This is a genomic window from Streptomyces sp. UC4497, assembly GCF_054871485.1.
Genome location: NZ_JBTYHB010000001.1, coordinates 291933 through 314670, shown reverse-complemented (window position 1 = coordinate 314670; position 22738 = coordinate 291933). Strand labels below are relative to the sequence as shown.

General features: G+C 71.9%; 19 protein-coding genes. 9 read left to right on the top strand and 10 right to left on the bottom strand.

Annotated elements, in window-relative coordinates:
- Window positions 1–9 precede the first annotated feature (9 nt).
- Both ACYSUO_RS01345 and ACYSUO_RS01340 read left to right on the top strand, forming a co-directional pair.
- Window positions 10–1170 (top strand): thiolase family protein, encoded by a 1161-nt coding sequence (locus ACYSUO_RS01345; RefSeq protein ID WP_461774097.1) that lies wholly within the window; start codon window positions 10–12, stop codon window positions 1168–1170.
- A 92-nt stretch (window positions 1171–1262) separates the two neighbouring features.
- Complete coding sequence (locus tag ACYSUO_RS01340; RefSeq protein ID WP_461774096.1) at window positions 1263–1763, top strand: nuclear transport factor 2 family protein; 501 nt, start codon at window positions 1263–1265, stop codon at window positions 1761–1763.
- Here the strand turns inward: ACYSUO_RS01340 and paaI are convergent.
- Window positions 1744–2124, bottom strand: a complete 381-nt coding sequence (paaI, locus tag ACYSUO_RS01335) for a hydroxyphenylacetyl-CoA thioesterase PaaI (protein WP_461774363.1) — start codon at window positions 2122–2124, stop codon at window positions 1744–1746. The two genes, ACYSUO_RS01340 and paaI, sit on opposite strands and share 20 nt — an antisense overlap.
- 358 nt (window positions 2125–2482) lie before the next feature.
- Between paaI and ACYSUO_RS01330 the strand changes: the two genes are divergently transcribed.
- On the top strand, window positions 2483–3295 hold the full coding sequence (locus ACYSUO_RS01330) for an acyl carrier protein (RefSeq protein WP_461774095.1): 813 nt from the start codon (window positions 2483–2485) through the stop codon (window positions 3293–3295).
- 111 nt (window positions 3296–3406) lie between these two features.
- Window positions 3407–4090, top strand: a complete 684-nt coding sequence (locus tag ACYSUO_RS01325) for a GAF and ANTAR domain-containing protein (RefSeq protein WP_461774094.1) — start codon at window positions 3407–3409, stop codon at window positions 4088–4090.
- A 37-nt stretch (window positions 4091–4127) separates the two neighbouring features.
- Here ACYSUO_RS01325 and ACYSUO_RS01320 read toward each other — a convergent pair whose 3' ends face one another.
- Window positions 4128–5258 carry an NDMA-dependent alcohol dehydrogenase gene (locus ACYSUO_RS01320; RefSeq protein ID WP_461774093.1) on the bottom strand — a complete coding sequence of 377 codons (1131 nt, stop codon included), beginning with the start codon at window positions 5256–5258 and terminating at the stop codon, window positions 4128–4130.
- 259 nt (window positions 5259–5517) lie between these two features.
- On the opposite strand from ACYSUO_RS01320, the gene ACYSUO_RS01315 reads away from it, so the two are divergent.
- The 4 genes from ACYSUO_RS01315 to ACYSUO_RS01300 all read left to right on the top strand — a co-directional run bounded on the left by ACYSUO_RS01315 (window position 5518) and on the right by ACYSUO_RS01300 (window position 10227).
- Window positions 5518–6585 carry an AraC family transcriptional regulator gene (locus tag ACYSUO_RS01315; RefSeq protein ID WP_461774092.1) on the top strand — a complete coding sequence of 356 codons (1068 nt, stop codon included), beginning with the start codon at window positions 5518–5520 and terminating at the stop codon, window positions 6583–6585.
- Window positions 6586–6709: 124 nt separating this feature from the next.
- Window positions 6710–8272: an acyl-CoA synthetase gene (locus ACYSUO_RS01310; RefSeq protein ID WP_461774091.1), complete on the top strand. Its 1563-nt coding sequence runs from the start codon at window positions 6710–6712 to the stop codon at window positions 8270–8272.
- Complete coding sequence (locus tag ACYSUO_RS01305; RefSeq protein ID WP_461774090.1) at window positions 8269–9294, top strand: phosphotransferase family protein; 1026 nt, start codon at window positions 8269–8271, stop codon at window positions 9292–9294. The genes ACYSUO_RS01310 and ACYSUO_RS01305 overlap by 4 nt, the downstream gene beginning before the upstream one ends.
- Window positions 9295–9387: 93 nt before the next feature.
- Window positions 9388–10227, top strand: a complete 840-nt coding sequence (locus ACYSUO_RS01300) for an aldo/keto reductase (RefSeq protein WP_461774089.1) — start codon at window positions 9388–9390, stop codon at window positions 10225–10227.
- Window positions 10228–10250: 23 nt separating this feature from the next.
- Here the strand turns inward: ACYSUO_RS01300 and ACYSUO_RS01295 are convergent, their stop codons facing one another.
- From ACYSUO_RS01295 to ACYSUO_RS01260, 8 genes are all read right to left on the bottom strand, one after another.
- Complete coding sequence (locus tag ACYSUO_RS01295; RefSeq protein WP_461774088.1) at window positions 10251–11177, bottom strand: enoyl-CoA hydratase-related protein; 927 nt, start codon at window positions 11175–11177, stop codon at window positions 10251–10253.
- A gap of 43 nt (window positions 11178–11220) precedes the next feature.
- A complete protein-coding gene (locus ACYSUO_RS01290; RefSeq protein ID WP_461774087.1) occupies window positions 11221–12051 on the bottom strand; it encodes a crotonase/enoyl-CoA hydratase family protein in 831 nt (276 codons plus the stop codon).
- Window positions 12052–12095: 44 nt separating this feature from the next.
- Entirely contained in the window at window positions 12096–13454 is a 1359-nt protein-coding gene (locus ACYSUO_RS01285; RefSeq protein ID WP_461774086.1) for a phosphotransferase family protein, read from the bottom strand.
- A complete protein-coding gene (locus ACYSUO_RS01280) occupies window positions 13451–14659 on the bottom strand; it encodes an acyl-CoA dehydrogenase family protein (protein WP_461774085.1) in 1209 nt (402 codons plus the stop codon). Before ACYSUO_RS01280 ends, ACYSUO_RS01285 begins: the two co-directional genes overlap by 4 nt.
- A 42-nt stretch (window positions 14660–14701) precedes the next feature.
- Window positions 14702–16342: an AMP-binding protein gene (locus tag ACYSUO_RS01275; RefSeq protein ID WP_461774084.1), complete on the bottom strand. Its 1641-nt coding sequence runs from the start codon at window positions 16340–16342 to the stop codon at window positions 14702–14704.
- A gap of 184 nt (window positions 16343–16526) precedes the next feature.
- A complete protein-coding gene (locus ACYSUO_RS01270) occupies window positions 16527–18347 on the bottom strand; it encodes a PP2C family protein-serine/threonine phosphatase (RefSeq protein WP_461774083.1) in 1821 nt (606 codons plus the stop codon).
- Window positions 18348–18461: 114 nt separating this feature from the next.
- Window positions 18462–19256, bottom strand: coding sequence for a triphosphoribosyl-dephospho-CoA synthase (locus tag ACYSUO_RS01265; protein WP_461774082.1), 795 nt, complete (start codon window positions 19254–19256; stop codon window positions 18462–18464).
- Between the two features lie 193 nt (window positions 19257–19449).
- Window positions 19450–19977, bottom strand: coding sequence for a cupin domain-containing protein (locus tag ACYSUO_RS01260; RefSeq protein WP_461774081.1), 528 nt, complete (start codon window positions 19975–19977; stop codon window positions 19450–19452).
- Between the two features lie 363 nt (window positions 19978–20340).
- On the opposite strand from ACYSUO_RS01260, the gene ACYSUO_RS01255 reads away from it, so the two are divergent.
- Window positions 20341–22458, top strand: a complete 2118-nt coding sequence (locus tag ACYSUO_RS01255) for an ATP-binding protein (RefSeq protein ID WP_461774080.1) — start codon at window positions 20341–20343, stop codon at window positions 22456–22458.
- The last annotated feature ends 280 nt before the right edge of the window (window positions 22459–22738 follow it).

Here is a 22738-nt window from a genome sequence, read left to right as displayed (position 1 = left end):
GAGTTCACCATGCGTGACGCAGTCATCGTCGACGCCGTACGGACGCCCGTCGGCAAGGGCAAGCCGGGCGGCGCGCTCTCGGGCATCCACCCCGTCGACCTCTCCGCCCATGTCCTGAAGGCCCTCGCCGAGCGCAACGGCCTCGACCCGGCCACCGTCGACGACGTCATCTGGGGCTGTGTGTCCCAGGTCGGCGAGCAGGCGGGCGGTGTCGGCCGGTTCGCGGTGCTCGCCGCCGGCTGGCCCGAGTCCGTGCCGGGCCTGACCATCGACCGGCAGTGCGGCTCCTCGCAGCAGTCCGTGCACCAGGCCGCCGCCGGGGTCATCGCCGGGCAGTACGACATCGCGATCGCGGGCGGCGTCGAGTCCATGTCCCGCGTCCCCATGGGCTCCTCGCGCGCGGGCGGCCAGGCGGGCAAGCCGTTCGGCCCGCTCGTCGGCGAGCGCTACGACCACGTCGTCTTCAACCAGGGCGTCGGCGCCGAGATGATCGCCGAGGAGTTCGGACTCACCCGCGCCGAGCTCGACCAGCACGCCGCCGACTCGCACGAGAAGGCCGCCCGCGCCATCGACGAGGGCCGCTTCAAGAACCAGATCACCCCGGTCACCCTCGCCGACGGCACGCTCTTCGACACCGACGAGGGCGTACGGCGCGGCACGACGGTCGAGAAGCTGTCCGCACTGAAGACCCCGTTCAAGGAGGACGGGGTCATCTCGGCGGGCAACGCCTCGCAGATCTCCGATGGCGCCGCCGCCCTCCTCGTCACCACGTCCGAGGTGGCCGCGCGCAACGGCTGGACGCCGCTGGCCCGCTTCCACACGGGCACCGTCACCGGCGTCGACCCGATCACCATGCTCAAGGGCCCGATCCCGGCCACCGAGAAGGTCCTGCGGCGCGCAGGCCTCTCCCTCGACGAGATCGGCACGTACGAGATCAACGAGGCCTTCGCCTCCGTCTCCCTCGGCTGGCAGCGCCAGACCGGCGCCGACTACGCGCGCCTGAACCCCAACGGTGGCGCCATGGCCCTCGGCCACCCGCTCGGCGGCTCCGGCGCCCGCCTGATGACCACGCTGGTGCACCACATGAAGGACAACGGCATCCGCTACGGCCTGCAGTCCATGTGCGAGGGCGGCGGCATGGCCAACGCGACGGTGCTCGAACTGCTCTGAGACCGGCTCGCGCGACACCCGTCGTCCCGCCCCGGCGGGAAGCTCCCCAAGCGGGTGTTGCGCGAGCGGCCCGGCGGGGGAGGAGTCACCCCATGACCGACCACACCGCCCCTGCGCCCGAGTCCGCCACCGCCCGCCCGCCGCTTCCGCCGTTCACACGCGAGACGGCCGTGCAGAAGGTGCGCCTGGCGGAGGACGCCTGGAACACCCGCGACCCGCAGCGCGTCTCGCTCGCCTACACACCGGACAGTCAGTGGCGCAATCGCGCCGAATTTCCCGTCGGGCGCGCCGACATCGTCGCCTTCCTCACGCGCAAGTGGAACCAGGAGCTCGACTACCGGCTGATCAAGGAGCTGTGGGCGTTCGACGGCCACCGCATCGCGGTCCGCTTCGCGTACGAGTGCCACGACGACGCGGGCAACTGGAAGCGCGCGTACGGCAATGAGAACTGGGAGTTCGACGACAACGGGCTGATGCGCAGGCGCCACGCCTCCATCAACGACCTGCCGATCGCCGAGCAGGACCGCGCCTTCCACTGGCCACTCGGCCGCCGCCCCGACGACCACCCGGGCCTCAGCGACCTGGGCCTGTAGCGACGCTGCGGCTGCGCCCCCGGAACTCGGCGATCACCGACTCCCCGCGCGTCACCCGCACGTCGTAGAGGCCGCTGCGGCCGAAGCGGGTGACCTCATGGGCGGTGGCCACCAGCGCGTCGCCCTCGTGCGCCGGCGCGACGAAGGTGATGTCGGCTCCTGAGGCCACGGTGACGGGGCCTTCGCTGTTGCATGCGCAGGCGAAGGCCGTGTCGGCGAAGAGGAAGACGTAGCCGCCGTGGGCGATGCCGTGGCCGTTGACCATGGCCGCCGTCACTTTCATCCGGAGCGTGGCATGTCCCGCGCCGTGCTCCAGGAGTTCGATGCCGAGGAGCTGGGAGGCCAGGTCCGCGGCGAACATGCGCTCCGCGGGGCCGGGTTCATCGGATTCCGTCACCCTGTCTTCCCTCACGCCGGCTTCCCCTCCCGCTCGATAGACCGACCGACCATTCGGTGTGTGGTGGAGCCAAGCAATCAAGGCAGGGAAGGCTTGTCAAGGGGGTCCGCGGCGAGCGTGCGTGTCCCGTGAGCGACATCCTGGTGAACGCGAAACCTGGGCAAAACGGTCCCCCGCCACAGCCGTGTAACGGCGCCCGTACCGCGGGCAACTGGCGTCCCACCCCGGCCGTCGAACCGTGTGTGATGCACACACGCGCTGCGGTGGGACCGGTACCGCCCGGCGCAACTCCTCACGAACTGACCGAACTTGGAGTTGAACCGTGCCCAGAAACACCCTTCCGACGCGGACGGCCGCCCTCGCCGCGCTGCTGCTCGCCGCAGGCGCCCTGTCCGCGCCCGCCGCCTCGGCGCAGAGCGCGGACGCCGCGCCCGGCGACGCGTACGTCCTGAACGTGACCACCAACCCGACCGGCACCGACTACGACAACCGCCGCGTCGATGTCACCGGCACCGTCACCAAGGCCGACGGCACCCCGGCGCCGAACATCCCCGTCACCGTCAAGGAAGTCGTCCGCTTTACCACCTGGAATCCGTGGGGCGACCCGATCGACCCGAACTACTACGAGCCGCGGGAACTGGGCACGCCGGTCAGTGACGCCAAGGGGAAGTTCACCATCCCGAACGTCAGCATCGACCACGTGGGCGCGAGCAGCCTGCTCAACGCCGAGCACGAGGTGCAGATCACGGCCCTCTACGACGAGGACGGCGACCTCGACACCCCGCAGGACGGCTACTACGCGGACACCACCGTGGGTGTCGACACCAGGTCCAGCACCGTCAGCTACCAGGTCAACAAGCGGAAGGTGAAGGCGGGCGACATCCTCACCGTCCAGGGCCGGGTCACCACGCCCGAAGGCGTCGACCCCTACGACACCGAGGTCTTTCTGCAGACGTACTGGGAGAGCCAGTACGACGTGAAGACGACCACCGAACACGACGGCTTCTTCGTCATGTCCGTGCGCGTCGACAGCGACGACAACAAGTTCGTGCTGCGCACGGCCCCGCGGGACCTCTACGTGGCCGGAGCGGAGAAGACACTCCCGGTCACCAACACCTCGGCAACGACCGGCTGACACACCCCTGCCCCGCCCGCCCCGGACCGCGACGGATTACGACCGGGGCGGGCGTGGGAGGCTAGGCCTCATCGCAAGGAACGTACGTACCCCGAAGCCGAGGAGCGCGACATGGAATGGCGTGATTTCGCCCTGAATATGGCGGCCATGGCGCGCGAACTCCTGGCACAGGAGTCCGTGGACGCGACGCTGCACAAGATCACCACCTGGGCCGTCGACCAGGTCGAGGGCTGCGACTCGGCGGGCATATTGGTCCTGCGCAAGGGCCAGGTCGAGACGCTGGCCGCCACCGATCAACTCGTCGTCGACAGCGACCGGCTCCAGGGCCGCCTCCGCGAGGGACCGTGCTTCGACGCGGCCCGCACCGGGCACCCCGTGTTCCGCCTCAAGGACCTCTCGACCGAGACGACACGCTGGCGCGAGTACGCCCCGCGCGCCCACGAGCTCGGTATCGGCAGCATGATGGGCTTCCTGCTCTACACCGAGAACGAAGGTGACCTCGGGGCTCTCAACATCTACTCCAAGAAGCCGGGAGCGTTCACGGAGGCCAGTGAGACCGCCGGCTGGCTCCTCGCCTCACACGCCGCCGTGGCCTTCGCCAGCGCCCGCGAACACGCGTCCCTGTACCGCGCCGTGGAGACCCGGCACATCATCGGCGAGGCCATGGGCATCCTCATGGCCGGCCACGACCTGACCGAGGCCGAGGCGTTCGCCACGCTGCGCCGCTACTCGCAGGAGAACAACGTCAAACTCCGTGACGTGGCCCGCCAGGTGAGCGAACGGGGCAGCCTATGACCTTCCAGGGCCCCGCCCCTCACCGACCGGTCGTGGCTCAGTAGTCCGCTTCGGTGTAACGGACCACGCCACGCAGGTTCTTGCCGTCCCGCATGTCCTGGTAGCCCTGGTTGATCTCCTCCAGGCGGTAGGTGCGCGTGGTGAGTTCGTCCAGCTTGAGCTGCCCGGTGCGGTACTGCTCGAGCAGGCGCGGGATCTGGGTGCGCGGGCTGATGCCGCCGAAGATGGCGCCCTGGATCCGCTTCTGCATCATCGACAGGTCGAACAGGCTGACCTTCGCGTCGATCTGCTGCATGTCTCCCATGGCCGTCACGACGACCTGGCCGCCCTTGGCGGTCATCGCGAGCGCCGGGGCGAGCTGGTCGCCCTGGAGTTCGCCGACGGTGAGGATGACGGTTCGGGCCAGCGCGCCCCAGGTCAGCTCGGCGAGTGGTCCGGCGGCCTCCTCCATGGAGGCGAAGGTGTGCGTGGCACCGAACTCCCTGGCTTGATCCCGCTTGAACTCGACGGGGTCCACCGCGACGACGAAGCGCGCGCCGGCCGCCGCCGCGCCTTGCACCGCGTTGATGCCGACACCGCCGACGCCGACGATCACCACCGTGTCGCCGGGCCGGGTGTCCCCGATGGAGACGGCGGAGCCCCAGCCGGTGGCGACGCCGCAGCCGAGCAGCGCGGCCGTCTCCAGCGGCACATCCTTCTCGATCTTGATGACGGAGGACTGGCTCACGGTGACGTACGGGGCGAACGTGCCGAGCAGGCACATCGGCGTGACCGGGGCCCCGCCCGCCGTGCGCGTCCGGAACGTGCCGTCCGCGATGGACTGCCCGGTGAGCAGGTTGGCGCCCTGGTCGCACAGGTTCTGCAGGCCCTGCGAACAGGGGCGGCACACGCCGCAGGCCGGAATGAAGCCGAGAACGGCGTGATCGCCCACCTCGACGCCGGCGACACCGGGGCCGACCTTCGTCACGACACCCGCGCCCTCGTGCCCGCCGAGGAGCGGGTACGTGGCGGCGAAGGTCGTGCCGGCCCGGAAGTGCTCGTCGGAGTGGCACAAGCCCGAGGCGGCCAGGCGCAGTTGCACCTCGCCCGTGACCGGGTCGCCGACCTCGATCGGCTCGACGGTCCAGTCCTCGCCGGGCTTGTGGAGCAGGGCTCCCTTGGTCTGCATGCGCATCCTCCCTGCTTCGGCAACATTGCCGCGCCCGACCGCGCCCCCGTCACGAACCACCGGACGGCCGGACAGGGCCGGACACACTTGCCTCACGCTAGGGCGGCACGCCCGAGCGCCTCCATGACCAAAGCGGACAAGGCCGGGACAGATTCGGACACGCAGCCGGGTTGTGGCCGCCGAGAGCACCGTGCTGTCATGAACTCCCCTGACGGGTGCGGGCGTTGGCCGTGTGACGGCGGGAAACGGAGGGCCGGTCATGACCGTGCCGGTGGACACGGCTGCCGCGCAGCCGGAGGTCATCGCCGAGGGATTCACCGACTGGGACTTTCCGCGCGCCGCCTCGGGCGTCGTCCTGCTGCTCGACTTCGCCGCGGAACGGGGCCTCGCCGCGGCCGACTGCCTCGCGGGCACGGGCATCGAAGCGGCCTCGCTCGGCGACCCGCACCACCTCGTCGAGGCCACGCAGGAGATCGCCGTGGTCCGCAATCTGCTGCACGGACTCGGCGACCGCCCGGGGCTCGGCATCGAGGTCGGGGCCCGCTACCACGTCACCACGTTCGGCCTGTTCGGCTACGCGCTGCTCAGCGCCCCGACGATGCGGGAGGTGTTCCGGTACGGGCTGCGGTACTCGGCGCTCACCTTCGGCTTCGCCCGGCACAGCGCCGTCGTGGACGCGGCGGGCGACGTCCTGCACCGCATGGACGGCGGCCGGATCCCCGCCGACGTACGACGCTTCCTCGTCGAACGGGACTGCGCCGCCAACATCGTCCTCGGCCGCCAGGTGTTCGCCGGCGGCCCGCCCGTACCGCTGCGCCGCGTCGACCTCGCCTTCCCCGAGCCGCCGGGCGCCGCACGGCCCACGGTGCTCGACGCGCCGGTCCGCTACGGCGCCGCGACGACCGCCCTCGTCTACGACAACGGCATCCTCGACAGCCCGCTGCCGCACGGCAATCCGCACACCGCGCAGATCTGCCGGGAGCTGTGCGAACGCCTCGTGGCGCAGCGGGCGGGCGCGAACGGCGCGGCCCGCACGGTGCGCCGGCAGTTGCTGGCGGGCGGTGGCCCCGACCCCGGCATCGAGTACGTCGCGCGCCGCATGAACATCACCTCGCGCACCCTGCGCCGCAGACTCGCGGCCGAGGGCACCACCTACCGGCGCCTGCTCGACGACGTACGGCTCACCCTCGTACAGGACGGTCTGCGGGACGAGCGGCTGTCCGCCGCCGAGCTGGCGCACCGGCTCGGCTACTCGGAGCCGTCGAGCTTCATGCGGGCCTTCCGCCGCTGGACGGCCGCCGACTCCGGCCGTTCCGAAGGAAGTTGAGCCGCGCCCGCCCGCCCTGAACGAACGATCAATTCATTCCGTCGTACGTCTTGCTGCCGCCTCGCGGGGTGACTTACAAAGAGTCCACGGCCACCGGCGTCCACGTCCATGCGAAAGGCGTCCCGTGTATCCAGGTGCCCATGCCCAGAGTGATCCGCAGCGGCCCGCCGTCATCATGGCGTCGACCGGCGAACAGCTGACGTACGGGGAGCTGGACGAACGCTCCGTCCGGCTCGCCCACGTGTTCCGGGAGGCGGGTCTGCGCCGCGGCGACGTGGTCGCCCTGCTGACCGACAACTCGATCCACGCGTACGAGGTCTACTGGGCGGCGGTCCGCTCCGGCTTTTACATCACCCTCGTCAACCACCATCTGTCCGCGCCCGAGGTCGCGTACATCGTGGGCGACTCCGGCGCCGCCGCGCTGGTCGTCTCGGACGCCCTGGCCGATCTGGCGCGGGACGTCGCGGGCCTGATCCCCGACACCGTCCGCGTGCGGCTCGCCTATGGCGGGAGCGTCGACGGGTACGGAGACTACGCGGCCGCGCTCGCGGGGTCGTCCGCCGAGCCGCCGGCCGACCAGCCGCGCGGCGCCGATCTGCTTTACTCCTCCGGAACCACCGGCCGCCCCAAGGGCATCCGCCCCGAGCTACCGGACCGCCAGGTCGGCGAGGCGGGCGACACGCTGGTCGAACTGCTGCGCCTGTTCTACGGCTTCGACAAGGACGCGGTGTACCTGTCGCCCGCGCCCGTCTACCATGCGGCGCCGCTGCGCTACGGCGCCTCCGTGCACGCGCTCGGCGGGACGGTCGTCATGATGGAGCGCTTCGACCCCGAGGACGCGCTGCGCGCCATCGAGCGCTACCGCATCACGCACAGCCAATGGGTGCCGACCCACTTCATCCGCCTGCTGCGGCTGCCCGAGAAGGTCCGCACCGCCTACGACCTCTCCAGCCAGAAGGTCGTCGTGCACGCCGCCGCGCCCTGCCCGCCGGACGTCAAGCGCGCGATGATCGACTGGTGGGGGCCGAAGCTGTACGAGTACTACTCCGCCACCGAGGGCATCGGCATGACGCTGATCACCTCCGAGGAGTGGCTCACCAAGCCGGGCTCGGTGGGCCGGCCCATCCTCGGGCAGCCCAGGATCTGCGACGACGAGGGGCGCGTGCTGCCCGCGGGGGAGACCGGCACGGTCTACTTCGCACGCGAGGGCGACGGCACCTTCGAGTACCTCGGCGACGCCGAGAAGACCAAGGGCGCCCAGCACCCGGAGCACACGGACTGGGTGACGCTCGGCGACGTGGGCCATCTCGACGAGGACGGCTACCTCTTCCTCACCGACCGCAGGACCTTCATGATCATCTCGGGTGGGGTGAACATCTACCCGCAGGAGATCGAGAACGTCCTCGCCCTCCACCCCGATATCACCGACGTCGCGGTGATCGGTGTCCCCGACCCGGAGATGGGCGAGGCGGTCAAGGCGGTGGCACAGCCCGCGCCGGGCGTGACACCGGGCCCCGAACTGGAGGAGCGGCTGATCGCGTACGTACGGGAACGGATCGCGCACTACAAGGCGCCGCGCAGCGTCGACTTCGTGGACGAACTGCCGCGCACGCCAACGGGCAAGCTAGTCAAGGGAAAACTCAAGGCACGCTACGCGCAGCCCGCCGAGCGAGAAGGCCGGGCGTGACGACGGCCGGCGTCGAGCCCGCGGTGGCCAAGTGGGTGGCCGCACACGTCCCCGGCGTCGTCCCTCCGCTCACCTTCGACCTCGTGTCCGGCGGCCGCTCGAACCTCACCTACCGGGTGACCGACGCGAGCGGCACCGTGCGGGCGCTGCGCAGGCCGCCGACGGGCGGCGTCCTGAGCACCGCGCACGACATGAGCCGCGAGTGGCGCTTCCTGACCGCCCTGGCACCCACCGCGGTGCCGGTGCCCACGCCGCTCGCCTACTGCGCGGACACCTCGGTCACCGGGGCTGAGTTCTACGTCATGGACTTCGTCGACGGCACGGTGGGCGCCGACCAGGACGCCGTACGCGACTGGCCGGAGCGGGCCCGTCGCCGGGCCGGCACGAGCCTCGTCGAGGTCCTCGCCGCGCTGCACGACCTCGATCCCGCCGAGGTCGGCCTGGGCGACATGGCGCGCCCCCGCGGCTACGTCGAACGCCAACTGCACCGCTGGCAGCGGCAGGTGCACCGCTCGGGCGCCCCCGACCTGAAGCTCCTCGACACGGTGCACGACGCGCTGCTCGTCCGCGTACCGGCGCAGCGCACGGGAATCGTGCACGGCGACTTCCGCCCGGGCAACCTCTCCTTCGCGCCCGACGGTACGGTGATCGCCGTGTTCGACTGGGAACTGGCCACGCTGGGCGACCCGTTGGCCGACCTCGGCTGGCTCGTCTCGACGTGGGAGCAGCCGGGCGACACGGTCCCGCCGACGACGGCCGGACCGAGCGCCGCCCCTGGCTTCTGCAGCCGCGCCGACCTGATCGACGCCTACGCGAAGGCCTCCGGCGTCGACGTGTCCCCACTGCCGTACTACGTGGCGTTCTCCCGCTGGCGCTCGGCGTGCATCGGAGCCGGCGTCGCGGCCCGCTTCGCGGCCGGCGTGATGGGCGAGAACGAACTGCCGGTCCAGGAGCTGGAACGCCAGGTACTGCGCCAGAGCGAGGCCGCGTACGAGGCGGTGGGCGACCTCGGACGACTCTGAGGTCGCTGGACCCCGATCGTCACTGATCGGCACCGATGTCGAGGCCAACTGCCCTGTTAGCGTTGCCCCTTGAGTGAGGGGAGAGGGCGCGACGTGACAGCGAATGCGTTTCACATCGGCGGGGATCTGGAAGTGCGGCGGCTGGGATTCGGGGCCATGCACCTGCCCACGGAGCCGGGCCCGGCCCGCGAGAACTCCCTCGCGGTCGCCCGGCGGGCCGTCGAGCTGGGCGTCACACTGATCGACACCGCGTACATGTACGGCGGGGGAGCCAACGAGGAACTCCTGGTCGAGGCCCTGCACCCCTACCCGGACGAGCTGCTCGTCACCACGAAGGTCGGGGTCGCCCGGTCGGGCCCCGCGGGCGAGTGGAAGCTCGACGGGCGGCCGGACGTCCTGTGCGATCAGGTCGAGCGGGCGCTGCTCCGGCTGCGCGTCGAGCGGATCGAGCTGCTTCAGCTGCACCGCATCGACCCGGAGACACCGCTCGCTGACCAGGTGGGCACGCTGGGGGATCTGCGGGCCGAGGGCAAGATCGGCCGGATCGGCCTCTCCGAGGTGACCGTCGACGAACTCGGCCGGGCGCGCGAGATCGTCGACATCGCGAGCGTGCAGAACCGGTACAACCTGCTCGACCGCGAGCACGAACCCGTGCTCGCGGCGTGCGCGGCGGCAGGAATCGCGTTCCTGCCGTGGCGCCCCGTCGCCTGGGGAGGGTCGGGAGCGACCGCCGAGGTCGCCGCCGTGGCGGCGGAACTCGACGCCACTCCCACCCAGGTGGCTCTGGCGTGGCTCCTCGGCCACTCACCGGTCGTCCTCCCCATCCCCGGCACCGCCCGCCTGGACCACCTGGAGGAGAACGTCGCCGCGGAACACCTCCAGCTGACCCAGGCCCAGCGCGACCGTCTCGACGGGCTGTCCGTAGCGGCGTAGCGAACGCGGCACCACAGGTGTGCTCAGCGCACGTCCTCCGGCGGCTCCGGCCACGCGGGCAGGGTGTCCGCGTGGTCGGCGAGGGTGGCCGGGAACTTCGGTGGGCGCTTCTCCAGGAATGATGTGACGCCCTCGGCGGCGTCGGGCCCCTGGCCGAGGCGGACCATGGCCGCCGAGTCGAGGCGGTGCGCGTCCCACGGTGAGGCCGCGCCGAGCATCGACCACATCAGGCGGCGCGCGTGGGCGACCGATACCGCGGAGGTGTTCTCGGCGATCTCGGCGGCCAGCGCGTACGCGGTCGGCAGGAGTTCGTCGTCCGGGACGACCCGCGAGACGAGGCGCCCGGCGAGCGCCTCGGCCGCGTCGAAGAGCCGGCCGGTGGCCACCCACTCCATCGCCTGCGAGATGCCCACGACCCGCGGCAGGAACCAGCTGGACGCCGCCTCCGGGACCAGACCGCGGCGGGCGAACACGAAGCCGAAGCGGGCCGACTCCGCGGCGATCCGGATGTCGGCAGGCAGCGTCATCGTCGAACCGACGCCCACCGCGGGCCCGTTGACCGCCACGATGACCGGTTTCACGCTGGCGGCGATGCGCAGCGCCACACACCCGCCGCCGTCGCGCGGCGCGCCGTCGATGGTGCCGAAGTCCGTACGCCCGCCCTCCCGTCCGGCCGCCCGGTGGTCGAACGTGGCCGCGCCGCCCGCCAGGTCGGCGCCCGCGCAGAACCCGCGCCCCGCGCCGGTCACGACCACGGCCCGGACAGTGTCGTCCGCGTCGGTCACGTCGAACGCGGCGATCAGCTCCTCGGCCATGATGTGCGTGAAGGCGTTCAGCCGCTCGGGCCGGTGCAGGGTGATGGTGGCGACGTGGTCGGCGATCCGCAGCTGGATCTGCGTGAAGTCGGTGCCCACGTCGGTGGCTTCGGTGGCCCGCTGAGCGTCAGTCATGTCGTTGTCCTCAAGTCCTCAAGTCCGTGGTGCGTAAAGGGAGTCAGCTGTCGGTGAAGCGGGGTGCCCGCTTCCCGAAGCGGGCGGCGACCGCCTCGACCTGGTTCGGGCTGCCGATGAGCGCGCCGATCTCCTTCTGTTCCTCGGCGAAGCCGGTCGCGAGGTCGGTGCGGCCCGCGAGGTCGAGGAGCCGCTTGGAGGCGCGTACGGCGTCCGGGCTCTGTGCCGCGATCCGGGCAGCGGTCTCCAGGGCGGCGGCCACCGGATCGTCCGCCGTGTACGTGGCAAGGCCGATGCGTGCGGCCTCCTCGCCGCCCACGGTCCGGGCGGTGAAGGTCAGCTCCTTCGCCACGTCGCGGCCCACGAGCTCGGGCAGCAGCTGGGTGCCCGTCATGTCGGGCACCAGGCCCCACGCCACCTCGAACACGCTCAGCCGGGCATCCGGCGCGACGATGCGGATGTCGGCGCCGAGCGCGATCTGGAGCCCACCGCCGAGCGCGTTGCCGCGCAGCGCGGCGATCACCGGCACCGGCAGCTCGGCCCAGACGTACGCGGCGCGCTGCCCGGCCGCCTGCGCGGGCCCGTCCGACGGCGGCGGCGCGGCGAGCCCCGAAAGGCGCTCCCCGTCCCGCATCGCCTGGAAGGAGGTGAAATCGAGCCCGGCGCAGAAGTCGGGCCCCGCACCGGACAACACCACGGCCCGGACGCCCTCCTCGGTCTTCAGCCGCTCGCCCGTGGCGACGAGCGCCTCGAACATGGCCGGGTCGAGCGCGTTGCGCTTCTCGGGCCGGTTGAGCCGTACGTCGGCGACGCCGTCGGTCACGGTGACCGTCACCCGCTGCGCCGTCTCGGGGTCGGTCCTTGTGCTGGTCATGCGTGTGCTCCTCGGTTCTCGTTCCTACGGGTTCGGGGTGGGGGTCATCGGGCGACCTGTGCGGCGTACGCCGGGTTGGCGACCGCCAGCTTGTCCCTGACTCCTCCTCGTACGGCTTCCAGGACCGCCGCGTCGTCCGCCGGTAAGGCCCTGTCGCGGATCGCCTCCGCGAGGGCGCGGTCGTCGGCGAGGCCGAGCACGGCCAGGCGGCGGGCGTGCGTGTCGGCCTGGGCGGGCGCGAGCAGCGCCTCGCGGCGGGCGATGGCGACGGCGTTGGCCGCCACTTTCGACAGGAAGCGCAGCCGGGGATCGCCCGCCGTCTCCCCGGTCAGGAAGGTCTGGACGGAACGCAGCAGCGCGTCGGCGCCGGGCCGGTCGTGCGGGGGAGCGGCGGCGGTGTCGTCGCGGTCGGCGAGGACATCGGGTACCGGGCCGGGTTCGGTGATGCCGAGCGCGAGCAGCACGTCGTACTCCTGCTCGCAGACCTTGCGCCCCAATACGGCGTACTCGACGGCCTGTTCGGCGCCGGACAGGAAGCGCTCGGCCTGCATACGGCACAGCACCGCCCAGCGGAGCGTGCCGTACACCTCCCACCAGTGGAGTTCGTCCTCGCCCGGGCGGGTCCCCGCGATCTCGGCGTACCCGGCGAGCAGCTCCTCGCGCGGGCCGAAGCCGCCCACCGGCTCCGGCGAGCCGAACCGCCAGGCCTTGACGCACAGCCAGCCCAGGTCCTCGACGGGATCGCCGACGTGGGTGAGCTCCCAGTCGAGGACGGCGCGCACACCCGTCCCGTCGATCATGAGGTTGCCGTTGCGGAAGTCGCCGTGCACAACGCGGGCCGGGTCGGCGGTCGGTGGCCGGTGGTCGGCGAGCCACCGCAGGCCGAGTTCGACGGCCGGGCGCGGGTCCTCGAACTGGCGGTAGAGAGTGGTCAGTTGGTGCAGTGGCTCGTCCTCGGGCAGGTCTGGGACGGACGCGACCGGGATCGTGTGGATGCGCGCGAGGACCCGGCCGAGCTCGCGCGCCAGCTTCGGGCGGACGGCCGCGAACCGCTCGTCCCGCAGCAGACGGCGCGGGATCGTCTCGCCGTCGACGCGCTCCATGAGCAGGTGGGCGCGCCCAAGAACGGTGCCATGGTCGACCAGCCGGGGCACGGGCACCCCGGCCTCGGCCGCCGCCGCCAAGACCGCGGCCTCCCGCGCCATCACCTCGGGGCTCGGCCTGCCCGGTGGATCGCAGCGCAGGATCAGGGGGTGCGCGATGCCGTCGGCCGCCGTGCCGTCGAGGGAGAAGGTGTCCCGGCTGGCGCCACCGGACAGCCGCCGCCAGCCCTCGACCGCCACGGGCCCGCCCCACAACTCGGCCAGCCGGGACCGCAGTTCCTCCCGCAACGCTTCACTCACGCGGGCAGCCCCGCCCACGGCGCCCTGCTCACGTCGCCGAGCAGCTTGCGGGCGACGACCATCCGGTGCACCTCGTCGGGGCCGTCGTAGATGCGCGCGTAGCGGGCGCGCCGGTACATGCCCTCCAGCGGTGTGTCCGCGGTGACGCCCAGCGCGCCGTGCACCTGGATGGCGCGGTCGACGACGTTGTGCAGGACCTGCGCACCCCAGAACTTCACCATGCTGATCTCCAGGCGGGCCTGCCCGTCCTGGTCGTAGCGGCGCGCCGCGTCCAGCGTCATCAGGCGGGCGGCCTGGATCTCGGCGGCCGACTCGGCCACGTACCGCCGGATCTCGCCCTTCTCGGCAAGCAACGAGCCATGCGCGTAACGGTTGTTGGCCCGCTCGACCATCAACTCGAAGGCACGCTGCGCCTGTCCGAGCCAGCGCATGCAGTGGAAGATGCGGCCGGGGCCGAGCCGGCGCTGCGCGATGGTGAACCCCTCGCCGCGCTCGCCGAGCAGATGGTCGGCGGGGACCCGTACGTCGGTGAGGCGCAGTTCGCAGTGGTCGCCTTCGGTGTCACCCATCGTCTCCAGGACGCGGGAGATCTCCAGGCCGGGCGTGCCGGCCGGGACGATGATCGCGGAGACGGCGCCGTGCGGGCTCGCGGCGTCCTCGTCGGTGCGGGCGAAGACCGTGGTGAATGCGGCCCGGCTGGCCCCGGTGGTGAACCACTTGTGGCCGTTGATGACCCACTCGTCGCCGTCGAGCACGGCCGTCGTCGCGATCCGCGTGGGGTCGGAGCCGGCCACCTCCGGCTCGGTGAGCCCGACGCTCGGGCTGATCTCGGCATTGACGAGCGGCTTCAGCCAGCGCTCGCGCTGCGCCCGTGAGGCGTACAGGTCGAGCATGATGGAGTCCTGCATGGTGTACGTGCCGACGGCCAACTGCCCGTACTCGGAACGCCCGATGATCTCGTTGACGAGCGCGAACTCGTACAACGGCAGCCCCTTGCCGCCGAGTTCGGCCGGGTGGCCGAGGATCCACAGGTCGAGCTTCTTCGCCCGCTCCTGAAGGGCCGCGAGCGTGGCGCGGGCCTCGGGAGTGCGGCCGGCGAGCGCCTTCTCGGCGGGGATCACCTCGTCGTCGATGAAGGCGGCCATCCGGGCGCGCAGTTCGGTCAGCTCTTCGTGTGTCAGGTCTTCATGTGTCAGGTCAGGCATGCGGATCCGTCCAGTCGAAGGGGCGGGCGTCGGGGAGTCCGGTCAGTCGCGGGTGGATTCACGCAGCCGCACCTTGAGCACCTTCCCGGCGGCATTGCGCGGCAGCGCCTCGATGACGACGACCGAGGTCGGCTTCTTGTACGAGGCGAGCCGTTCGCGGCAGTGGTCGGTGATGTCCGCCTCGGTGGGCGGGTCGGCCGGGTCCTTCGGCACGACGTACGCGCGCGGGGTCTCCACCCACTCGGGGTGCGGCACGCCCACGACGGCCACCTCGGCGACCTTGGGGTGCTGGTCGATGACGGCCTCGACCTCGGCGGAGTAGATGTTCTCGCCACCCGAGATGATCATGTCCTTCTTGCGGTCGACGACGTAGATGTAGCCCTCGTCGTCCATCCGGCACAGGTCACCGGAGTGGAACCAACCGCCCTCGAACGCCTCGGCGGTGGCCTCCGGGTTGTTCCAGTAGCCCAGCATCAGGTTGCCGCCGCGGTAGACGATCTCGCCGACCTCGCCCACGGGCACGTCCCGCATCTCCTCGTCCACGATCCGCGCGTCCACGTGCCGCACCGGCTTGCCGACGGAGCCGAGCTTGCGCACCGCGTCCTCGCCGTCGAGGTAGCAGGTCACCGAGGCCATCTCGGTCTGCCCGAAGGCGCTCCTGATGACGACGCCGGGGAACGTGTCGTTCATCGCCTCCAGGACGGAGGGCGGTGCGACGGACGCACCCCAACTCAGGCTGTTCAGCACGAGCTTGCGGTCCCGGATGCCCGCCACCTCGCAGATCGCCTTCCACTGGCTGGGCACGAGGAAGCAGCCGGTGATCCGCTCCCGCTCCAGCAGGTCGACCGTCTCGGCGGCGTCGAAGCCGACGGTGGCACCGATGACGGTGCAGGTGCCGTAGAGCATGGAGGCGACGACCGAGTCGACGCCCGCGATGTGGAACATCGGGATGTTCAACAGGCCCCGGTCGGTGGGCCTGGGCGCCTGGACCTCCGCCATGTGCAGGGTGTTCACGACCAGGTTGAGGTGGCTGAGCACGGCCCCCTTGGAGCGGCCCGTGGTTCCCGAGGTGTACATCAGGAACGCCGGGTGGTTCTCGTCGACGTCGACCTCGACGGGCCCGTCGTCACAGACATCGCGCACCGCGGTGAGGCTCTCCGTGCCCTCCGGTGCGTTGCTCCCGTCTTCTCCGAGGTGCAGCACTCGGCAGTCGGAACCGGCCAGGCGCCGCGCCTCCAGGCCCAGTTCGGTCAGCGGTTCGTCGACCACGAACACGGTCGGCGTGCAGTCGGCGAGGACATGGGCCACCTCGGCGGGAACCAGACGGAAGTTGATCGGCACGGCGATCGCGCCGAGCCGCAGCGCGGCGAACCAGACCTCCACCGTCTCCATCCGGTTCGTGGTCAGCGCGGCGACCCGGTCGCCCGGCCCGACACCCCGGGCGGCGTAGGCGCGCGCGAGCCGGTTCACCCGCGCGTCGAGGGCGGCGTAGGTGATCTCCCGGTCCCGGTGGCGCAGGGCAGGGGCGGTGGGCGTACGCCGCGCCTGGCGTGCCAGTTGGTGGGCGAGCGAGAGACGGCGCCCGGCCCGCAGGGACGTGTCGGGCGAGGAGGCGGGCGGTGCGGTGGGACCGGATGTGTCGATTGCGTCAGCGGCTTCAGTTGCTTCGGTCGCGTTGGACACGCGGGGCTCCCGTCGACGGCTGCCGGGCGGCCCGGGCCACCCCGGCCGCGGCGGCCTGCGGGGACCCGATCCAGGACTGATCGAACGTTAAGAGGCCCGCGGACCTTCGACAACCCCCGCGGCGCGAAACGCGGTTGTTCAGGCCAGGTCCACCGGCGTGGCGGGGAAGGGTGCTGAGCGGTCGTTAAGGCGCCGAGGGGGACATCGCGGTACGCCGCAGCACCAGGAGCGTCGCGTCGTCGGACCGGTGCGGACCGTCGAGTACGCCGACGATTCGCTCGGCGTACTCGTTGAGCGCCTCGTGCCCCGCGCCGGGGGCGGTGCCGCCCAGGCACTCCTGTGCCGCGTCGAGGAAGCGCTGCGTATCGAGGTCGGGGTCGCTGTCGCGGCGCTCGGTCAGCCCGTCGGAGTACATCAGGACGATGTCGCCGACGCGCAAGGACACCTCCGCCGTGGTGTACGGCGTCCCCGGCAGAACCCCAAGCGGCAGGCCGGGTCCGCCCTCCGGGTCCGGGAGTTGGCGGGCCGTGCCGTCGCGCAGGAGGACCGGGCGCGGATGGCCCGCGCAGGTCCAGCGCAGCAGGCCCTCGTCCGGGTGGTAGCGGGCGATGATCGCGGTCGCGGTGGACTCGGTGCCGTCGGCGCAGGCCAACTCGTTGAGCCACTGCGTGAGTTGCTCGACGCGCTGCTCGGTGTAGGCGAGGCCCGCGAGCGCGTAGCGGAGCTTCGCCATGAGGGTGACGGCGGCCAGACCGTGCCCGCGGGCGTCGCCGAGCGCGACGAGGAGACTCCCGCCGGGGAGCCTGCGCGCCTTGTACCAGTCGCCGCCGACCCCGGCCTCCCGGGCGTCGGGCCGGTACACGGTGGTGGCCTCGAGCCCATAGGCGGCCGGCTCGTCCTGGAAATGCGGGAGGACCGCCTCGCGCAGGACGCCGGCGACCTCGACGACGGCCTCGGCGCGCTCGCGCTGGCGCCGTGCCTCGCGCTCCGCGCGCTCGGCCGTTGCGCGACGGCGCCGCTCGGCGGTCACGTCCGTGAGCACGGCCCGCAGCGCCCACACCAGGCTGCCGGGGGCGATCCGCACCGGCTCCGCGGTCATCCGGATCACCCGGGAACCGGCTCCGCTCATGCGCAGTTCGCAGACGCTCGCGCGTTTGCGCAGGATGACGTCGTACAGCGTCCGGTAGAGATCGGGCAGGCTTTCCGGGGTCACGGTCTCCGCCAGCTCGGACAGCGTGGGGATGTCCGCGTGGCCGGGAATGCCGAGGACCTGGCGGAAGCCGCGCGACGGATCGACCCCGCCGTCGCCCAGGTTCCACTCCGCCCAGCAGGTGCGCACCAGCTGCTGGGCGGCCGTCGCCATGTGCAGCCGGTGGCCGCGCTCCCAGGTGATCAGCAGATGCTCGCCGCACGGGGCCACCCGTACCTGATCGTTGATCCGCACCGGGCCGTGCGTCGTGGTCATCACCCACTCGACCAGGGTGGGCCCCTGCGGTGCGCCCCGGCGCAGGGCCTCGGTCAGCATGTCGGGAAGCGGCGACCCGGCCAGGGACGGAAACCGCTCGAACAGCGAGGCGGGTCGACTCCACTGGGGGACACCGCCCTGCGGGAGGCGCTCGCCGGCGTAGGCGAGGGCCGCCGCGTTCCGGGCGACGTGGAGGGCGTCCCGGATCCGGCCGTCGTCGTCCAGGAGCGGGGCCACCAGGAGCGCAGGAACGGACAGTGCCTCGAGCACCTCACGTCCGGAGGGCGTCGGCGGCAGGGGAGTGGACGAGACAGGGGCCGTCGGTGCGGCGGCGCCTTGGTCCTGGTCCTGGTCCTGGTCCTCGCCCTGGCCCGGGCTCTGGCCCTGTTCCTGTTCCTGATCCCGGTCCCGACCGCGGTCCCCGTCCTGGTACGACTCGGCGTACTTCCTGATTCGTCGGCGCTGGGCGGCCAGGAGCTCCCGGATCGACTGGAGCGCCAGGTGGGTGCGGGCGTCGGGCACCGGTGAGGTGGCGTCCATGCGGGGGGAATGCCTCCTGTACGCGACGTGGCCGGTGCCCATCAGCCTCGGTGTCGGGGCCGGGCCGGGCCAGTCCGCGTACGCCACACGGTGCTGCCGCTCCGGGACCGCGGGTCAGGCCGCGGCCTGCAGCGGGCGCTCGACGACGGAGTCCAGGAACAGCAGCACCGTGTGCAGGGCGCCGCTCGCCGCCGGGCAGATCCCGTAGCGGAGCATCTCCTCGTCGAGCTCGGACAGCAGCCGGCTCCCTTCCGCGGTGCCGGATCCGCCCGCCGCGAGCACGGCGGCGGCGTCCTGCCGGATCATGCGGACGGCCAACGGGCCCTTGTCCTGTGCCACCCGGATGTCGTCGAGGGACGCGATGAGAGTGAGGAGCGCGTCGAGCTGCGCGGTCTCCTCGGGGACGCCCCGCTCCCGCGCCGCGCGCAGCTCCGGCAGGACGGTGAGCGCGGTGGCCAGGTGGCGCTCCCTGTCCTCGGCCGTCATGGCCCGGTAGCCGTCACGGAAGTCCCCGGTGGGTTCGACGCGCGCGTCGAGGTCCAGGGCGAGGCGGCAGGCGTCGTCGGCGCTCTCGACGCCCTGCGCCCACGCGGCCGACAGCAGGCAGAGCGAGCGGGCGGCCACGTCGAGGCCGTTGAGGGAAGCGACGTAGGGAACATGGCGCTGCGCGTCGGCGCAGGCCGCCGCGAGCCGGTCCAGGTCGGCCCCGGCCTCGGCGGCGGCGCGGAACGATCCGTGCAGGCCGACACCGGCGTCGACGAGGGAGGAGAACACGGTGTTGGCCGGGGTCTGCGCGGTCCGGCAGTCCGGCAGCCCCGGCTTCGGCGTCAGGAACACCTCGCGGGTGAAGGCGGCGACGGCGAGATCGGCGAGGCGGTCGGCGGAGTCGTTCGGATTGCTGGCGGGCATGCTCTGTCGCTTCCACTGGGTGGTTCGGTCGGACGGTTCGGTGCACGGGCCGGCGGAGGGCCGGACGCATCGGTCGTACTGCCCGGCACGAGACGGGCAAACCGGGACCAAAGTCCTCTTCGCCGCAGCGGCCTGCGTCGTCCACACCGCGCGCGGTGGCTGCTCTGAAACCGGTGGGCGCCGGGCCCGCCGGCTACTGCGCCCGTCCCGCCCCGAAGTCGAAGTCCTCCACGAAGTAGCTGTCGTGCCGGACGCGGAACTCCTTGAGCTCCTCGGGACCGCGCTGCGACATCTCCGCGACCCGCTCGAAGTAGTCCTCGCGCGGGGCGCCGGGAGCGAAGAGCACGAGCATGGACACGGGGTCGTCGGTCACGTTCTTGAAAGCGTGCAGACCGCCGGCGGGCACGTACAGGAAGTCTCCCTCCCGGCCGGTCACCCACTTCTCGCCGTCGTAGAGCTCGAGTTCGCCGGACAGGACATAGAACGACTCCGACATCGCCCGGTGGAAGTGCTCCTTCGCACCGGCGGACCGCGGCCCCAACACGCCTTTGTAGAGCCCGAATTCACCGCCGGTCGACTCCTGCGTGGCGAGGTAACTGGTGGACCCGCCGGGCGATGACACCTCCGGCGGGGTGTCGGCCGAGCGGAACGACGCGCTCACCTCGCCCTTGTCGCCATGGTAGCGGGGCTCGGGGTACTGCATGTTCTCGAAGTACGACATCGTGCGCTCCTTGTCGGCGGGTCCGCCACAACACTGCCCCGGCGTGGCCGAACGCGGCATCGGGCCCGTGAATGATTGACGCGGACCAGCCGTAGGAGGTCCAAGGCCCTAGGGCGCTTCTGATGGCTCTTGGACGTGGGGGTTACACACCGAAAAGGTCAGCCCGAACCCCCAAGCGATCCCACGTGATCCGCCGCGATCCGCTGTACGGCGGATGCGGGCAGTTTGCTGTCAATGGTCACGCGGCGTGACGCACGGGTGCAGGCTGCCGTCAGTGCACGCGGCAGGGCGTGGGCCGGGCCGAGGAGGGCAGTCGTTGTGGCGGCGAAGTGGCGGGCCGGGGAGCCTGGCGAAGAGCGGCGGATGGGGAACCTGACCGCGCCGCGGACGGGGACCGTCGACCGCCGGGAGGAAGTGGCGGAGATCGAGCGGCTGTTCACCGACGCCTCCCCCGACGATCCGGTACGCCTTGTGACGTTGACCGGCGTCGGCGGCGTGGGCAAGACAAGGGTGGCACTGGACGCCGCCGCCGCGCTCCAGCCCCGCTTCCACGACGGGGCCTGGCTGGTGGAGCTCTCCCCGCTGCGCGAACAGGGCGATCTGCTCGCGCACGTCATCGCCGAGGCCCTGCCGCTGGCGGACCAGACCAGCCGCCCGATGACCGAGGTGCTCGCGGAGTATCTGGCCGACCGGGAGCTGCTGCTGGTTCTCGACACCTGCGAGCACCTGGTCCACGACTGCGCGCTCCTCGCCCAGTCCCTCCTGAAGGCCGCGCCCGGTCTGCGGATCCTGGCCACGAGCCGCCGCGTCCTGAACGCGGACGGCGAACGGGTCCTCGCGGTCGAGCCGCTGCCCGTGCCCGACGCCGACGACGCCCGGGCGGGCACGGCGAATGCGGTGGTCCTGCTGACGATGCGCGCAAAGGAGGCGGTGCCCGGCTTCACGGTCACCGACGCCGAACACGCGGAACTGGTGAGGCTCTGCCGACGCCTGGACGGCCTGCCCCTGGCGATCGAACTGGCAGCGGCCCGCCTGCGCGACCTGCCGGTAGGGGACCTGACCGACCGCCTCGACGACCGCTTCGCCGTCCTCGGCGACACCGACGGTATCGACACCGACGCCGATCCGCCCTGGCATCAGGCCCTGCGCACCGCGATCGGCTGGAGCCACCAGCTGTGCACCCCCGCCGAACGGCTCCTGTGGGCCCGCCTTTCGGTCTTCGCCGGCAGCTTCGACGCCGAAGCGGCCCGGCAGGTCTGCGCCGACGACCACCTCCCCGCCCAGCAGATCCCCGCCGTACTGGGCGCGCTGACGGAGAAGTCGATCCTGATCTGGCAGCCCACCGGGGGCGGAGAGCGCTACCGGATGCTGGACACGATCCGCGAGTACGGTGCCCACTGGCTGCGCGCCGTGGGCGAGGACGACACGCTGCGCCGACGCCACCGGGACCACTACCAGGCGCTGGCCCACCGGGCGGAGGCCGTCTGGATGGGGCCGCAGCAGACCGCCTGGTACGAACGCATGGTCACCGAGCACGCCAACCTCCGTGCAGCGCTGGAGTTCTGCCTGGCCGAGGAGGACGGGCACCGGGCCCTGGAGTTTGGCGGGACGCTGTGGTTCTTCTGGACCTCCTGCGGATACGCCAAGGAGGGCCGGCACTATCTGGACCGCGCCCTGGCCCAGGACCCGGCCCCCGGGCTGCACCAGGCCAAGGCCCTGTGGGCCTGCGGCCACGTCGCCATCATTCTGGGGGACGCCGAGGCCGGCCTGCGGCTCGCCGCCGCCTTCCGGGAGGCCGTGGCGGAGGAGACGGACGAGGGCGCCGGATTCGTCGCCGCCTTCCTGGAGGGCATCAGTTTCGCGCTGCGCGGTCAGCTGGCACAGGCCGCCGAGGCGCTCGACGCGGCGCCGCGCACTCGGCCGGGCAGCGGCCCGTACGACCCGGCGTGGTTCTCGGTGAAGGCCACCCGCGGCTTCGTCCACGTCTACCTCGGGGAGTTCGCCGATGCCGTGGCCGTCGGCAGCGACGTGTGCGCCGAGGGCGCCCGGCGTGGCGAGACCTGGGCCCGCGCCTGGGGCGACTACGTACTGGCCCTCGCAGCGCTGGGCCTCGGCCGGGCCGAGGAGGCGGCGGCCCACGCCCGCACCGCCCTCGACGGCAAGCGCCGCTTCCGCAACGGCGTCGGCATCGCCATGGCCGTCGACGTACTCGCCTGCGCGACCGTCGCGGCCGGGCGCGCCGAACAGGCCGCCCGCCTCCTCGGCGTCGCCGACCAGACCTGGCGCGCCCTCGGCCGGCCCCAGATGGGTACCCCGTCACTCGTGGCCTCCCGCCAAGAATGCGAAGCACGGGCCCGCCGTCTCATCGGGGACCACGCCTACGAGACCGCCTTCCGTGTCGGCTACGACACCGACCTGGACACCGGCATCACGTACGCCCTCAGCACGCCCGGCGCGACGCCGCCGCAGGCACCGGTCTAGGGCGTTTCTGATGGCTCTTGCTGGGGTGGGTGAATCAGCGTCGGTGTACTGACGCGCAGAGGCAGAAGGTCGAGTCACTGTTGCCGGTGAACGGTGCCCCGGGCGGGCAATGGGCGGATCACCGCCGGGTGAACATCGACTCCACCTCCTGCCGCGCTCACCAGCATGCGGCCCGAGCCCGGCACCGGCCGCCAAGTGACTTCCCACAAAAAAGGGGGAAGGTCGCTTCCTGGTCGACGACCGGTCCCACCCGCTGGTCTGGCAGACCTCGCCCGGCCAG